Genomic DNA, 15,784 nt, shown 5'->3' with positions numbered 1-15,784 from the left:
AGGAAAAACAATGAAAAGCTTGAAAACCCTCGTGTCGTTGTCTGCTTTGGCTGTTTGCATGGGCGCTGCTTCGATGGCCAATGCCTATAGCATCACCCCGGTGAACTCGAGCTTCACTGCGCCAGGCACCATTTCGGTGAAGTCACCATCCTCGTTCCAGGCCACTGTTAACTGCGGCGCAACTTTTACCGGGAACGTCGATGCCAGCGGTGTCGCAAAAATCACTGGCGTGGCGGTGACCGGCGGTGGTCTTTGTGCGCTGCCGAAAATCACCGGTCTGCCATGGACCTTGACCGCCACCGGTGCCGCTGCGGGCTCGGTCAGCAACGTTGGTTACACCATCGCCGCGTCGGTTCTGTACCCGGCGTCCAATTGCGGTCCGTCCACCATTACCGTGGGCTACAGCGGTGGTGTGCTGACCGCCTCCAACCAGACCCTGAGCGGCAGCTGCACCGTGGTGAGCCTCAGCGTTACCCCAAGCCCGACATTTACCATCGTGCCTTGATGGGCAACGGACACACCGGGCTGATCACCTGTTGAAAGACTGGCGCCTCGATCGGGCGCCAGTTTGTGAACTGCCGGAAGCAAAACAAACCGGCGGGGCCGGCTCAGAGAAATAACAATAAGGAGTGCCGCATGAATAATAAGAAACAACACGTGCAGGTTTTGTTGGGGCTGGCACTGATAGGCGGGGCGATGGTGAATGCGCCTGCACAGGCCGGCGGTTTTTCAACACCGACCTACGGCGCACCCGGTTGGGGCCGGGCATTTGCCGGTGGTTCGTTGTTCAAGAACGATCCCAGTTCCGCGTACAACAACCCGGCGGCCATGGCGTTTGTCGAACACAACGTGGCGCAATTTACCGTCGACTATGCCCGCATCAAGATCAAGTACAAAGGTGACGCCTCTGATTATGCAGGCAACCCGATTTCCAATACGCCCTTGGACGCCAATGGGTTTCCCGACGTTGCAGCGACTACGGTGAATAACAACGACGGTGGTCAAGGCGGGTTCACTGCCTGGTTGCCAACCGGTTTCATGGTCATGCCCCTGGGGGATCGGTTCGCTTTCGGCCTGAGCCAGGTTGTGCCGCAAGGTATGCGCTCCACTTGGGATCAGGACTCGAAACTGCGCGACTTTGCGGTGGACACCAAAATTGAAACCGTAGGGTTGACCGGATCCCTGTCCTTTAAGGTGAATGACCAATTCTCTATCGGCGGTGGCGTGATCGTGCAACACAGCAAGGGCTTCGTCAGCCAAAACGTGGACTTGTTGTCTGCCGCCGCGGTGTCCGATTCCGTGCTGGGCGGGATCAATTTTCCGTCTGATGTCGGCAGTGCCTTGATGCGTGTGAAGGTCGACAACATTTCAGCGGGCTGGTTTACCGGCATTGTTTGGAAACCCACGGAACGAGATACCCTTGGCTTGAATTACCACGCCAAGATCAAGAACAAGATGACCGGCAAATACAATATTTACGCCGATCAGTTTTCCTACAACCTGATGACCCAGCCAAGCCCGTTTGGCGGTAGCGGTACGTTGGTGAATACCGCTTATCCAGGGTTAGAGCTGGCGCCGGACGGCGCCCATGCCAGTGTCCAACTGGACATTCCTGCCACGGCTGGCCTGGACTGGGTGCACCAGTTCAACGATCGCTTCACCCTGGGGGCCAGTGTGACCTGGACTGAGTGGTCCTCTTTCAAAGACCTGACACTCGAGTCCGGTGGCACCACCATTGTGTCCATTCCCTACAACTACAAGAACACCTGGATGTACTCCCTCGGCGGAGACTACCGCTTGACCGATGAGTTGACCTTGCGTGCAGGTGTAGCCCTTGACCAGACACCTACACGCAATTCGACCCGCGACCCGCGAATCCCGGATGGCGACCGTACATTCCTGTCGTTGGGGGCTGGTTACGATGTGAAAGCAATCAAAGGCCTCAGTCTTGACTTGGCCTATTCCCACCAGTTCGTGCAAGAGGTCAAGCTCAAGACTCAAAACGTCGATCGCCTGGGTGGCGCAAGCCTGAATGGCAAGGCGGAGTCGTCGGGCGATGTGGTGAGCGTGTCGGCCACCTACGCGTTCTGATGTTTCATAGAGGGTGATGGAAAAGGCACCAAGCGCATCTTGATGCCTTCACCCTCATTCCACGTCGACAGTTCCTTGAGTATTGGCGTTCCCAGGCTGATTCATTCAGCCGCTATTTTTTCGCCCAAGCATTAAATAAAAATTTCAAAACAAAATTTGAATTTGGCTTTCCAAGTTTGTAGTGTGGCTTTACGCCGCAGGTCGATCCGACCTTTCGCACGTAAACCACGCCCTGAATCGAGTAGAGGTATCCCCATGGTTATCTGGTTATTGGTGGGTGTCGCAGCCGCGATTGCCCTGGCGTATCGACAAGCTGCCGCCACCCTGTGGTTGGGCGCTGGCCTGGTCTGGTTGGCGATTGGTTACCTGTTCAACGTGGTGGCGGCGTTCGGCGCCACCGTCGCGGCGGTGCTGGTGGTGTTACCGGCTTTGCTGATGACCATTAAACCGCTGCGCCGCACGTTGTTGACCAGCAAGGCCCTCGGCCTGTTTCGCACGATCATGCCGGCGATGTCCGACACCGAACGCGCCGCCATCGAGTCCGGCACGGTGTGGTGGGACGCTGAGCTGTTCAGCGGCAAGCCCGACTGGCAGCGCCTGCTGCAAGCCGCCCCGGCGAGCCTCAGCGCCGAGGAACAAGCCTTCCTCGACAATGAAGTGGAAACCCTGTGCGACATCGCCAACGACTGGGAAACTACCCAGGTCTGGCAGGACATGTCCCCCGAAGGCTGGCAGTACACCAAGGATGCCGGCTTTCTCGGCATGATCATTCCCAAGCAGTACGGCGGCAAAGGCTTCTCTCACTACGCCCATTCCCAGGTGGTGATGAAGCTCTCGACGCGCTGCTCGGCGGCGGCGATTTCGGTGATGGTGCCCAACTCCCTGGGCCCGGCCGAGTTGCTGTTGCACTACGGCACCGACGCCCAGCGCAATTACTACCTGCCGCGCTTGGCCCGGGGCGAAGACATCCCGTGCTTTGCCCTGACCAGCCCGTATGCGGGCTCCGATGCCGGGGCGATTCCCGATCTGGGCATCGTCTGCAAAGGCACCCATGAAGGCCAGGAAGTACTGGGTTTCCGTGTGACCTGGGACAAGCGCTATATCACCCTCGGGCCGATCGCCACGGTGCTTGGCCTGGCGTTTCGCGCCGAAGACCCGGACGGTTTACTGGGGCCGAAAGGTTCGCTGGGCATCACCTGCGCCCTGATTCCTACCTCCCATCCCGGCGTGAACAGCGGCCGTCGTCACTGGCCGCTCAACGCGGTGTTCCAGAACGGTCCGACCACCGGCAAGGATGTGTTCATCCCGCTGGAATGGGTCATCGGTGGCCGCGAGCAAGTGGGCAACGGCTGGCGCATGTTGATGGAATGCCTGGCCGCCGGCCGCGCGATTTCCCTGCCGTCGGCCAACGTCGGCCTGGGCAAGGTCGCGGTGCGCGGTACCACGGCCTACGCCGCGATGCGCAAACAGTTCGGCCTGCCCATCGGCAAGTTCGAAGGCGTGCAGGCGCCGTTGGCACGCATGGCCGGACACCTATATGCCTGCGATGCGGTGCGCAAGGTCTCGGTGGCGTCCCTGGATGCGGGTGAGAAACCCTCGGTGATCTCGGCCATCGCCAAATACCACGTCACCGAACGCGCGCGGATGATCGTCAACGACGGCATGGACATTGTTGCCGGCAAGGGCATCTGCATGGGCCCCAATAACTTCCTCGCCCGCGCCTACCAGCAAAGCCCCATCGCCATTACGGTGGAAGGCGCGAACATCATGACGCGCTGCCTGATCATCTATGGCCAGGGCCTGATCCGCTGCCATCCCTATGTATTCCGCGAAATGGAAGCCGCCCGCAACGCGGACCGGCGCAAGGCGCTGGAGGAATTCGACAGCGCGATGTTCGGCCATGTGAGTTTCGTGCTGGCCAACACCGTACGTGCGGCGGTGCATGCCCTGACAGGCGGGCGGCTGATTTCCGCACCGGCCAAAACCGACCCGGCGCTGGCAACCTACTATCGCCAGGCCAATCGTCTGTCGGTGGTGTTGGCGCTGGTCTCGGATATTTCCATGGGCGTGCTGGGCGGTGCCCTCAAGCGCAAGGAAAGTATCACCGGGCGTTTGGGCGATATTCTGTCGCAGCTGTACATCCTGTCCTGCGTGCTCAAGCGCTTTGAGGACGACGGCCGGCCCCAGACAGACCTGCCGCTGGTGCATTGGGCGGCACAGGACGCGTTGCTGCGTGCCCATGAAGCCCTCGCCGAAGTGCTGGATAACTACCCCTCCACGGCGGCGGCTGCGGTGCTGCGAGGCTTGACGTTCCCGTTCGGTATTCCGCTGCGCAAACCCTCGGACCACCTGCTGGCCCAGGTGGCTGATGTGGTGCAGACCCCCGGCGAAACCCGCGACCGCCTGCTGGCCAATTCCTACATTCCGCGCCCGGAAATCGACAAGCTGGCCTATGGCGAACTGGGCTTCCGCCTGTTGCCGCAGGTGGAGTTGATCGACGCCCGACTCAAGCCGGCCATCAAGCAAGGCCTGCTCGAACCAATGCCGATCTCCACCACCGCGTTTACCGTCTGGCGCGTCAAGGCGCGGGCGCTGGACCTGATCAGCGACGACGAAGACGCCTTGCTGGCGCGCTATGTGGAATACGCCGACCACGCTATCCAGGTGGATGACTTCCCCCAGGACTTCGGTTTGCTGGAGGCGTTGCAGCAGCGCAAGCAGGCGTTGGAACCGGCGCCCAAGCGCCGCAGCAGCCAAAGCGAAAACGCCTCGGTCAACTAGGACAAACGCGGTCAATGTGGGAGGGGGCTTGCTCCCGATAGCAATCCATCAGTCACCGACTCATTGGTTGAACCACCGCTATCGGGAGCAAGCCCCCTCCCACATTGGATCGGGTTTACAAGGTCAGAATGTGTTGTGAGTGAATGCGGATATGAGTGACAGCTACCTATCGTTCGTCAATTCCCCCTGGGGCCGTCGCCTGGCCCAGGCGGTGGGCTTGCCTCAGCCCGTGCCGTTGCAGCGCCATCGCAGCGGCCAGCCAGGCCTGGCCAACCCGGTGATTGTCGCCGGGGCAGGGCGCATGGTTGCGCAGGTGCAACAGGTGTTCAGCGCCACCGACACGGTCACCGCCACCCCGGCGACGCTCAAGGCGCCGTCCACGGTCAAGGTGCAGGGCGCAGTGTTCGATGCCAGCGCTGTGGTCGACCTGAAACAGTTGGATGAGCTGTACGAATTCTTCCACGCCAACGCCAAACGCCTTGGCCAGCACGGTCGAGTGGTGGTGTTGGGCACGGCGCCCGAGCACTGCGCGGACTTGCCCCAGGCCATCGCCCAGCGTGCCCTCGAAGGGCTGGTGCGCTCGCTGGCCAAGGAGCTGCGCCGGGCGATCACCGTGCAGTTGTTGTACGTGGCGCCGGGTGCGGAAAACGCGCTGGACAGCAGCCTGCGTTTCTTCCTGTCGCGCCGTTCGGCCTACGTCTCCGGGCAGGTGGTGCGCCTGGAAAAACCCGTGGATGGTCATGTCAGCGTCAATTGGGACAAACCCTTCGCCGGCCGACGCGCGCTGGTCACCGGCGCTTCCCGTGGCATCGGTCTGGCGATTGCCCAGGTACTCGCCCGCGACGGCGCCCATGTGGTCTGCGTGGACGTGCCCCAGGCCCAGGCATCGCTGCAACAGGCGGCCGCCAGTGTGGACGGTTCGGCGCTGCCATTGGACATCACGGCGGCGGACGCCGCTGCCCAGCTTCAAGCCCACGTCAGCCAATACGGCGCCTTCGACGTGGTGGTGCACAACGCCGGGATCACCCGCGACAAGACCATCGCCAAGATGACGGAGGCGGCCTGGCGCAGCGTGTTGGCGGTCAACCTTGAAGCGCCGTTGAACCTGAGCAACGCCCTGTTGGAATGCCAGGGCCTTAACCCCGGTGGGCGCATCGTGTGCGTGTCGTCGATCTCCGGCATTGCCGGCAACCTCGGGCAAAGCAACTACGCCACCTCCAAGGCCGGCGTGATTGGCCTGGTGCAAGGCCTGGCGCCGCATGCGGCGGCGGCACAGGTCACGGTGAATGCCGTAGCGCCGGGGTTTATCGAGACCCAGATGACCGCAAAAATCCCGCTGATGATTCGCGAGGCGGGGCGGCGCATGAACTCGATGTCCCAAGGCGGGCAGCCGATCGATGTGGCCGAAACCATTGCCTGGCTGGCGCATCCTGCGTCCGGCGGGGTCAACGGCCAGGTCGTGCGCGTGTGCGGCCAAAGCCTGCTGGGAGCCTGAGCCATGGACTACGTGACGCAGATCATCGACCCACCGCCATCACGCACGCGCCTGTTGCTGGACGGCGTGCGTGGCTTGCGCAAGCCCAAGTTCGACGGCGCCCCGCTGTTGCCCAAGGAGCGCCTGGTGCGCTCGGCGGTGGAGTTGTCCGCCGCCGGTATCGCCGCCTATGGCCGTGCCTGTGGTTTTCGCCGCGAGCAGGGTGTGCCGTTGTCTTACCCCCATGTGCTGGCGTTCCCCCTGCACCTGATGCTGCTGACCCGTCCGAGTTTTCCGTACCCGGCCAGCGGCATGGTGCACCTGGCCAACCGCATCCGGCAGCACCAGCGGCTGCGGGAAGGCCAGGCGCTGCGCCTGGACGTCTTTTGTGAACGCTGGGTGGCCCATGCCAAGGGCCAGGCGCTGAGCATCGCCACCCGCGCCTACAGCAGCGGCACCCTGGTGTGGGAAAGCGACAGCCTGTACCTGCGCCGCGAGGTCAAAAGTCCCGTCGGCGAGCCGTGGGAGGACGCGCTGGCGTTGCAGGAGGAAGGCCTGTTGCGCACCCAGCGCTGGGTGTTGCCGGCCGATCTGGGGCGGCGCTTCGCCAAGGTCTCGGGGGACTTCAACCCGATCCACACCTCACTGATCGGCGCCAGGCTCTTCGGCTTTCGCCGCGCCATCGCCCATGGCATGTGGACCCTCGGCCGCGCATTGGCCGCGCAACAACCGCCCGGTGGCCTGGATCAGGCCCAAGCCCATTGCGACTTCAAACTGCCGATCTTTTTGCCCGGCCAGGTCGCCCTGTGGCAACACCCCGTGAGCGGCCCTCGCCGCGAATTCGAAGTGCGCAATTTCGCCGGCGAAAAACCGCATATGCGCGGGCTATTTGTCTGGAATGAGAGCCCTACATGAGTGACTACAGCTTCAATCCGGCCCCGACCCGCCGCGTGGCGATTATCGGCGGCAACCGCATCCCGTTTGCCCGTTCCAACACGGTGTACGCCCACGACAGCAACCAGGACCTGCTGGTGGCGGCGCTGCAAGGCCTGGTCGACCGTTACAACCTGCACGGCCAGCGCCTGGGCGAGTTTGCCGCCGGCGCGGTGATCAAGCATTCACGGGATTTCAACCTGGCGCGTGAGTCACTGCTGTCGACCACCTTGTCCCCGCAGACCCCGGCCTACGATGTGCAGCAAGCCTGCGGCACCGGCCTGGAAGCAGCCTTGCTGGTGGCGAACAAAATCGCCCTCGGCCAGATCGAGGTGGGCATCGCCGGTGGCGCCGACACCACCTCCGACGCGCCCATCGGCATCAATGAATCCCTGCGTCACACCTTGCTCGCGGCCAACCGCGCCAAGGGCATGGGCGATAAGTTGAAGGCGCTGCTGAAGGTGCGTCCGTCGATGTTGTTCAAGCCGCTGTTGCCTCGCAATGGCGAGCCGCGCACCGGCTTGTCCATGGGCGAGCATTGCGAGGCAATGGCCCAGCGCTGGCAGATCAAGCGCCTGGCCCAGGATGAGCTGACCCTCACCAGCCACCAGCGCCTGGATGCCGCTTATCAGCGCGGTTTCTTCGACGACCTGATCAGCCCCCATCGCGGCCTGGTGCGGGACAACAACCTGCGCGCCGACGCCAGCCTGGAGAAACTCGCCGGGCTGTCCCCGGCCTACGATCGCCAGAACGGCACCCTCACGGCGGGCAACTCCACGCCACTGACGGATGGCGCCTCGGTGGTGCTGTTGGCCAGCGAACAGTGGGCGACCGCCAATGGCTGGCCGGTGTTGGCCTACCTGCGCACGGGCGAGACAGCGGCGGTGAATTTTGTCGACGGCAGCGAAGGCCTGCTGATGGCGCCGGCCTACGCCGTACCGCGCATGCTCAAGCGCGAAGGGCTGAGTTTCGCCGACTTCGATTTCTTCGAGATCCACGAAGCGTTTGCCGCCCAGGTGCTGTGCACGCTCAAGGCCTGGGAAGACGCCGATTACTGCCGCGAACGGCTCGGCCTGGACGCGCCACTGGGGGCCATCGACCGCGCCAAAATGAACGTCAACGGCGGCTCCCTCGGCTGCGGTCACCCGTTTGCCGCCACCGGTGGCCGGCAATTGGCGGCCCTGGCCAAGGCCATTCACGAGCGGGGCGGCGGTCGCGGCCTGATATCCATCTGCGCGGCGGGCGGGCTGGGCATTACCGCCATCGTCGAAAAGTAGCGCCAACAAAAACAACAACAAGGAGACTGCCATGAACGCTATCAGCCTGGAACACGCCGAACGGGTGTGGTTGAACGCTTACCTGCCCGGCGTCCCGGCAGACATCGATGCCGCTATCGACGACTACCCGTCGCTGCGCGAGGTGTTCCTGGAGCATCTGGAGAAATTTCGCGAGCGGGTGGCCTACGTCAGCATCGGCACCGAAATGACCTACGCCGACTGGCAGGTGCAAGGCATTGCGTTTGCCGCCTGGCTGCAGGGCCAGGGGGTGAAGAAGGGCGATCGCGTGGCGCTGATGATGCCCAACTGCTTGCAGTACCCGATCTGTTTGCTCGGCACCATCCTGGCCGGCGCGGTGGTAGTCAACGTCAACCCGTTGTACACCTCCCACGAACTCAAGCATCTGCTCAAGGACAGCGGCGCCGAAACCGTGGTGATCTTCGAAAACTTCGCCCACACCCTGGAAAAAGTCATTGCCGGCAGCAGCGTCAAGCGCGTGGTGGTGGCCGCCATTGGCGACTTGCTTGGCACCTTCAAGGGCGCGGCGATGAACTTCATCCTGCGCCGCGTGCAAAAGCAGGTGCCGGCCTTCAACCTGAGGGGCTCGGTGCGTTTCAACCAGGTGCTGAAACAGGGCCGCGCGCTCAACCACTTCCCGGTGGACATGCACCTCGACGACCTGGCCTTCCTGCAATACACCGGCGGCACCACGGGGGACGCCAAGGGCGTGATGCTCAGCCATCGCAACATCATCGCCAACCTGTTGCAGGCCAAGGCCTGGGTCGGCGACCAGCTGGACCAGGACAAACAGGAAACCAACGTCACCCTGCTGCCGCTGTACCACATCTTTTCGCTGACGGTGAATTGCCTGATGTTCATGTGCCTGGGTGGGCGCAACATCCTCATCGCCAACCCCAGGGATGTGAAGCGGGTGCAGATGATCCTGCGCAAGGAGCGCTTCAATGGCATCGCCGGGGTCAATACGCTGTTCAACGGCCTGCTGGAGAACAAAGAGTTCTGTGCGCGGGACTTCTCCGACCTGCGCATGGTGATTGCCGGCGGCATGGCCACGCACACGGCGGTGGCCAAGCGCTGGAAGGAAGTCACCGGGCTGCCGATCATCGAAGGCTACGGCCTCACCGAATGCTCGCCGGTGGTGAGCATCAGCCCGATCAACATTGCGCGCATGCGCGAGATGGAATTCACCGGCAGCATCGGCGTCCCGCTGCCGTCGACCTGGGTGCGGTTTATGCGGGAAGACGGCGAACTGGCCGATATCGGCGAGCAGGGCGAACTGCAAGTGCGCGGCCCGCAGGTGATGCAGGGCTATTGGAAGCGGCCGAAGGAAACCGCCGAAGTGCTCGACGCTGAAGGCTGGTTGTCGACCGGTGACATCGGCGTGATGGATGAACGCGGCTTTATCCGCCTGGTAGACCGCAAGAAAGACATGATCCTGGTCTCGGGCTTCAACGTGTACCCCAATGAAATCGAAGACGTGGTGGCGCTGCACCCGGGCGTCGGTGAAGTGGCGGCCATTGGGGTGGAAGATGGCGTGACGGGGGAAAAGGTCAAGATCATCGTGGTGCGCAAGGACCCGAACCTGACCCAGGAGCAGATCCTCGCCCATTGCCGGGAATACCTGACGGGTTACAAGGTGCCCAGGTATGTGGAGTTTCGCACTACCGAGTTGCCTAAAACGACAGTGGGCAAAGTGCTGCGTCGAGCCTTGCGCTGATTTAAATGTGTGTACGCGATCTAAATGTGGGAGGGGGCTTGCTCCCGATGGCGGCCTCTGGGCCGACCATGTGCTGGGGTTGGAATGAGTACATATCCGTTGCTGCGGTAACGGCCACCTAGGGTTCCGCTCTTACAGCGGGTCACTTTTGGAAGAGCGCCAAAAGTAACCAAAAACGCACGCCCCACCACTCGGCACCTCGCCTAGGCTCGGTGTGCCCGTAATCCGACAGTGATTTGGGGGGCCGCCGCCACGCGCCATCCATGGCGCGGGGCGGCTAAACCGGCATCCCTGCCGGTTTACCCCCCAAATCACTATCGGATTCCGGCCAGCGTGGTTAACGGGGCGCCTGAGATCAAGATCAAAAGCAAGATCAAGAGCGGCTCGCTTCGCATCGTGGTTACCGTTGGCTGCTACAACGTTGTGTAGATGGTTGACGCTCCGCCATCGGCGGCATGGGTATCTACACAACTTTTCAGACCCTGACAAATCTCCCTGTGGCGAGCGGGCTTGTCCCGCGTTGGGCTGCGGAGCAGCCCCAAAACCAGCCGCAGTGGAGTGCCTGATACACCGCATTCGTCTTCATCAGGGGCGCTTCGCACGCCAACGCGGGACAAGCCCGCTCGCCACAGAGGTAGTGGGGCCTCCCTCCTACATGTTCAGAGCGAGTTCACGTTGACCCAGCGTTCTTCCTGGGCAGCCACACGAATCGCCGTCGCCAACCGCTCCACTTCCCACGCGGCTTCAAAGTCGGTGCCATCCGCGCCTTGCCCCGTCACGGCCATGATCAACTCCTGCACCTCCAGGGTCTTCAGCTCGTTGTACCCCAACTGATGCCCCGCCGCCGGGCTGAAGGCCGCGTAGCCGGGCAGGGCAGGGCCGGCCAGCAAACGCTGGAAACCGTCCTGGCCGGCACGGCACAGGCGCAGTTCATTCAAGCGCTCCTGATCGAACGCCAACGTGCCCTTGGTGCCGCTGATCTCGAAACTCAGGTGGTTCTTGTAACCATGCTTGAGCCAACTGCTGCTCACCGTACCGCGCGCACCGTTGGCGAAGCGCAGCAGGGCGTGCACCTGGTCATCCACGGCGATGGCTTTCTGCTCGGCGCTGCCGTTGACGGCCGGGCGTTGGGCGTGGACGGTCTGGGTGTCGGCACACACGCCGGTCACATCGCCCACCAGGTAACGCGCCATCGACAGCAAGTGGCTGCCCAGGTCCGCCAGGGCGCCACCGGCATGCTCCACTTCACAGCGCCACGACCACGGTGACGCCGGGTCGGCCATGAAGTCTTCACTGAACTCGCCCTGGAAGCTGATGATGTCGCCGAGGTCACCCTTGGCAATCAGTTGCCGCGCCAGGCCGATCATCGGGTTGTGCTGGTAGTTGTAGCCGACCCGCGTCACCACCCCGGCTTTGCGGGCGGCTTGGCGCATGGCATCGGCCTGCTCCAGGCTGACCGCCAGGGGTTTTTCGCAGTACACCGCCTTGCCCGCTGCAATGGCCGCCATCGCCATGGGAAAGTGCAGGTGGTTTGGCGTGGTGATGGCCACCACATCCACGGCGGGGTCGTCGATCAGCGCCTGCCAGTCGCCGTGGGCCTGGGCAAACCCCCAGGCCGTGGCACAGCGCTGGGCGCGCTCGGTGTCGGCATCGGCCAGGGCGGCCAGCTTAAGGTGTACCGGCAGTTCAAATACCGCCCGGGCATTGTTGAATGCCAGGGCGTGGGCGCGGCCCATGAAGCCTGTGCCGATCAAGCCGATTCCGAGTTCACGCATAGCCGTGGTCCTTTGGATTATTGTTTTCAGGAGGGTTATTAATGGAATAAAAATTCAAATAATTCAATAGATGGAATAAAAATTCATTAATCAGCCTGGCTAATACCCTCCTATTCAGGCATGGCCAAACGCCGTCAGTTAACAAAAGATAACGTAGCACCGATTGTCAGACGATTCGAAAGCCCGATAGGATGGCCCCTGCTTCCTCCAGGCGCTCTAGATTGCAGGTTTCAGGGCCCGGGAAGGCGAGACGACCTAACAATAATAAATGGGAGAAAGGTCTATGAGTGAGCCTGTCATGGGTTGGGTTGTTTGCCGCCCACGCGCCGCACGCAGGGTTGCGTTGCTGGCCGCAGCGCTCTCGCTGTTTGGGACTGTCGCGTTGCCGACTGTCGTCCAGGCCGCCAGCGATACCCCTTTTGCGATTGAATCCCCCAAGGCCGCCAAAGGCCTGATGATCGATGTCGTCCACGCCGGCAAGCGCCTGGTGGCGGTCGGTGATCGCGGGCACATCCTCTATTCCGATGACCAGGGCAACACCTGGACCCAAGCCAAAGTCCCCACCCAGCAGTTGCTCACGGCAGTGTATTTCGTCGATGACAAGCAGGGCTGGGCGGTTGGCCATGATGCGCAAATCCTCGCCAGTACCGACGGCGGCGCCACCTGGACCCAGCAATACCAGGACCTCAAGCGTGAATCCCCGCTGCTCGACATCTGGTTCAACGACGCCAGCCACGGCCTGGCCGTGGGCGCCTACGGGGCGTTGATCGAGACCACCGACGGCGGCAAGACCTGGAACGACGTCAGCGACCGCCTCGACAATGAAGACCAGTTCCACCTCAACGCTATTGCCCGGATCAAGGACGCCGGCCTATTTATCGTCGGCGAGCAGGGCAGCATGTTCCGCTCCAGCGACGACGGCCAGACCTGGGAAAAACTCGAAGGCCCCTACGAGGGCTCGCTGTTTGGCGTGATCAGCACCGCACAACCTCAAACCCTGCTGGCCTACGGCTTGCGCGGCAACCTTTACCGTTCCACGGATTTCGGCAGCACCTGGGAACAGGTCGAACTGAATGCCGCACGCGGCGCATTGGAGTTCGGTTTGTCGGGGGCGACGTTGCTCGAGGACGGCGCCATCGTTGTCGTCGGCAATGGCGGCAGCGTGGTGGTCAGCCATGACGACGGCCAGACCTTCAGCGTGTTCAATCGCCCGGACCGCATTTCGTTGTCGGCCGTCACGGCGGCAGGCAATGGCAACTTGATTCTGGTCGGGCAGGGTGGTGTTCGCGTCGCCACACCCACTGGCGCCGAACCGACACAACAATAAGAAGGCGGGGAACGCATGAGCAGTCATCACAACGATAAAGCGACCTTTCTTGAGCGCCTGATCTTCAACAACCGCCCGGCAGTCATCGTGATCTGCCTGTTGGTGAGCATTTTCCTGTTCTGGCAGGCGACGTTGATTCGCCCGTCCACCAGCTTTGAAAAGATGATCCCGCTCAAGCACCCCTTCATCGAAAAGATGATGGAACACCGCAACGACCTCGCCAACCTGGGCAACACGGTGCGTATCTCGGTGGAGGCCAAGGACGGTGACATCTTCACTCAGTCATACATGGAGACCCTAAGGCAGATCAACGACGAGGTGTTCTACATCTCCGGCGTCGATCGTTCGGGCCTCAAGTCGCTGTGGAGCCCCAGCGTACGCTGGACCGAAGTGACCGAAGAAGGCTTTGCCGGCGGTGAAGTGATCCCGCAGAGCTACAACGGCTCGCCGCAAAGCCTCGATCAACTGCGCAACAACGTGCTCAAGTCCGGCCAGGTCGGGCGCCTGGTGGCCAACGATTTCAAGTCGAGTATCGTCGACATCCCGCTGCTGGAGTCCTACCCGGACCCGCAGGACCAGGGTAAGTTGCTGGCCCTGGATTACCGCAAGTTTTCCCATGAACTCGAAGACAAGATCCGCGACAAGTTCGAAGCCCAGAACCCCAACGTCAAGATCCACATCGTCGGCTTCGCCAAGAAGGTCGGCGACCTGATCGACGGCCTGGTGATGGTGGTGCTGTTCTTCGGCGTTGCGTTCGTGATCACCCTGGTTCTATTGCTGTGGTTCACCAACTGCCTGCGCAGCACCATTGCGGTGTTGAGCACCACACTGGTGGCGGTGGTCTGGCAACTCGGCCTGATGCACTTCTTCGGCTTCGGGCTGGATCCGTATTCGATGCTGGTGCCGTTCCTGATCTTCGCCATCGGGATTTCCCACGGTGTGCAGAAGATCAACGGTATCGCCCTGCAATCCAGCGAGGCAGACAACGCGCTGACCGCCGCGCGGCGGACTTTCCGGCAACTGTTCCTGCCAGGGATGATCGCGATCCTCGCGGACGCCGTGGGCTTTATCACGCTGCTGATCATCGATATCGGCGTAATCCGCGAACTGGCCATTGGCGCGTCCATCGGCGTGGCGGTGATCGTGTTCACCAACCTGATCCTGCTGCCGGTGGCGATTTCCTATGCGGGCATCAGCAAGCGTGCCATCGCCCGCAGCAAGAAGGACGCGCACCGCGAACATCCGTTCTGGCGCCTGCTGTCGAAGTTCGCCAGCGCCAAAGTGGCGCCGGTGTCGGTCTTGCTGGCGCTGGTGGCGTTTGGCGGCGGCCTCTGGTACAGCCAGAACCTGAAGATCGGTGACCTCGACCAGGGCGCCCCGGAACTGCGTCCCGACTCGCGCTACAACAAAGACAACAACTTCATCATCAGCAACTACTCCACCAGTTCCGACGTGCTGGTGGTGATGGTCAAGACCAAGGCCGAAGGCTGCTCGCGCTATGACGCCATGGCGCCCATCGACCAGTTGATGTGGAAAATGCAGAACACCGAAGGCGTGCAGTCGGCGATCTCGCTGGTGACCGTGTCCAAGCAGATGATCAAGGGCATGAACGAGGGCAACCTCAAGTGGGAAACCCTGTCGCGTAACCCCGACGTGCTGAACAACTCCATCGCCCGTGCCGATGGCCTGTACAACAACAATTGCTCACTGGCGCCGGTGCTGGTGTTCCTCAACGACCACAAGGCCGAAACCCTCGACCGCGCGGTGCATGCGGTGCAGGACTTCGCCAAGGAGAACAACAAGGACGGCCTGGAATTCATCCTCGCCGCCGGTAACGCCGGGATCGAGGCGGCCACCAACGAGGTGATCAAGGAGTCGGAACTGACCATCCTGATCCTGGTGTACCTGTGCGTGGCGACCATGTGCATGATCACCTTCCGTTCCTGGGCAGCGACCCTGTGCATCGTGCTGCCGCTGGTGCTGACCTCGGTGCTGGGCAACGCGCTGATGGCGTTCATGGGCATCGGCGTCAAGGTCGCGACCTTGCCGGTGGTGGCCCTGGGCGTGGGGATCGGCGTGGACTACGGCATCTACATCTACAGCCGCCTGGAAAGCTTCCTGCGGGCAGGTTTGCCGTTGCAGGAAGCCTATTACCAGACCCTCAAGTCCACCGGTAAAGCCGTGCTGTTCACCGGTTTGTGCCTGGCCATCGGCGTGTGCACCTGGATCTTCTCGGCCATCAAGTTCCAGGCCGACATGGGCCTGATGCTGACCTTCATGCTGCTGTGGAACATGTTCGGTGCACTGTGGCTGCTGCCGGCACTCGCGCGTTTCCTGATCAAGCCCGAGAAGCTGGCGGGGCAGAAGGGCAACTCGTTGTTTGCCCACTAA

10 protein-coding genes are annotated in these 15,784 nt (G+C 62.0%); 9 read left to right on the top strand and 1 reads right to left on the bottom strand.

Going from position 1 to position 15,784, the window contains the following annotated elements:
* Window positions 1-10: 10 nt before the first annotated feature.
* The 7 genes from praB to M2397_RS09295 all read left to right on the top strand — a co-directional run bounded on the left by praB (window position 11) and on the right by M2397_RS09295 (window position 10,291).
* The gene (praB, locus tag M2397_RS09325) at window positions 11-505 is read left to right on the top strand and encodes an alkane oxidation protein activator PraB (RefSeq protein ID WP_027608591.1); all 495 of its coding nucleotides are present in this window, start codon (window positions 11-13) and stop codon (window positions 503-505) included.
* A 131-nt stretch (window positions 506-636) separates the two neighbouring features.
* Window positions 637-2,091: an outer membrane protein transport protein gene (locus M2397_RS09320; RefSeq protein ID WP_131699328.1), complete on the top strand. Its 1,455-nt coding sequence runs from the start codon at window positions 637-639 to the stop codon at window positions 2,089-2,091.
* Between the two features lie 255 nt (window positions 2,092-2,346).
* Window positions 2,347-4,872: an acyl-CoA dehydrogenase gene (locus M2397_RS09315; protein ID WP_259242719.1), complete on the top strand. Its 2,526-nt coding sequence runs from the start codon at window positions 2,347-2,349 to the stop codon at window positions 4,870-4,872.
* 151 nt (window positions 4,873-5,023) lie between these two features.
* Window positions 5,024-6,367, top strand: coding sequence for a 3-oxoacyl-ACP reductase (locus M2397_RS09310; RefSeq protein WP_259242718.1), 1,344 nt, complete (start codon window positions 5,024-5,026; stop codon window positions 6,365-6,367).
* A 3-nt stretch (window positions 6,368-6,370) separates the two neighbouring features.
* Window positions 6,371-7,261: a MaoC/PaaZ C-terminal domain-containing protein gene (locus M2397_RS09305; RefSeq protein ID WP_259242717.1), complete on the top strand. Its 891-nt coding sequence runs from the start codon at window positions 6,371-6,373 to the stop codon at window positions 7,259-7,261.
* The gene (locus M2397_RS09300) at window positions 7,258-8,556 is read left to right on the top strand and encodes an acetyl-CoA C-acetyltransferase (protein ID WP_259242715.1); all 1,299 of its coding nucleotides are present in this window, start codon (window positions 7,258-7,260) and stop codon (window positions 8,554-8,556) included. Before M2397_RS09305 ends, M2397_RS09300 begins: the two co-directional genes overlap by 4 nt.
* A 31-nt stretch (window positions 8,557-8,587) precedes the next feature.
* Window positions 8,588-10,291 carry an AMP-binding protein gene (locus M2397_RS09295; RefSeq protein ID WP_259242714.1) on the top strand — a complete coding sequence of 568 codons (1,704 nt, stop codon included), beginning with the start codon at window positions 8,588-8,590 and terminating at the stop codon, window positions 10,289-10,291.
* A 659-nt stretch (window positions 10,292-10,950) separates the two neighbouring features.
* Here M2397_RS09295 and M2397_RS09290 read toward each other — a convergent pair.
* Window positions 10,951-12,066, bottom strand: coding sequence for a Gfo/Idh/MocA family protein (locus tag M2397_RS09290; protein ID WP_259242713.1), 1,116 nt, complete (start codon window positions 12,064-12,066; stop codon window positions 10,951-10,953).
* Between the two features lie 298 nt (window positions 12,067-12,364).
* On the opposite strand from M2397_RS09290, the gene M2397_RS09285 reads away from it, so the two are divergent.
* Both M2397_RS09285 and M2397_RS09280 read left to right on the top strand, forming a co-directional pair.
* The gene (locus tag M2397_RS09285; RefSeq protein WP_178116777.1) at window positions 12,365-13,393 is read left to right on the top strand and encodes a YCF48-related protein; all 1,029 of its coding nucleotides are present in this window, start codon (window positions 12,365-12,367) and stop codon (window positions 13,391-13,393) included.
* Between the two features lie 15 nt (window positions 13,394-13,408).
* The gene (locus M2397_RS09280; RefSeq protein WP_131700569.1) at window positions 13,409-15,784 is read left to right on the top strand and encodes an RND family transporter; all 2,376 of its coding nucleotides are present in this window, start codon (window positions 13,409-13,411) and stop codon (window positions 15,782-15,784) included.

The sequence above is a fragment of the Pseudomonas sp. BIGb0381 genome, from assembly GCF_024809815.1.
Taxonomy (GTDB): domain Bacteria; phylum Pseudomonadota; class Gammaproteobacteria; order Pseudomonadales; family Pseudomonadaceae; genus Aquipseudomonas.
Note: the sequence above shows the minus strand (reverse complement) of the source record. Positions and strands in the feature narration are given on the sequence as shown.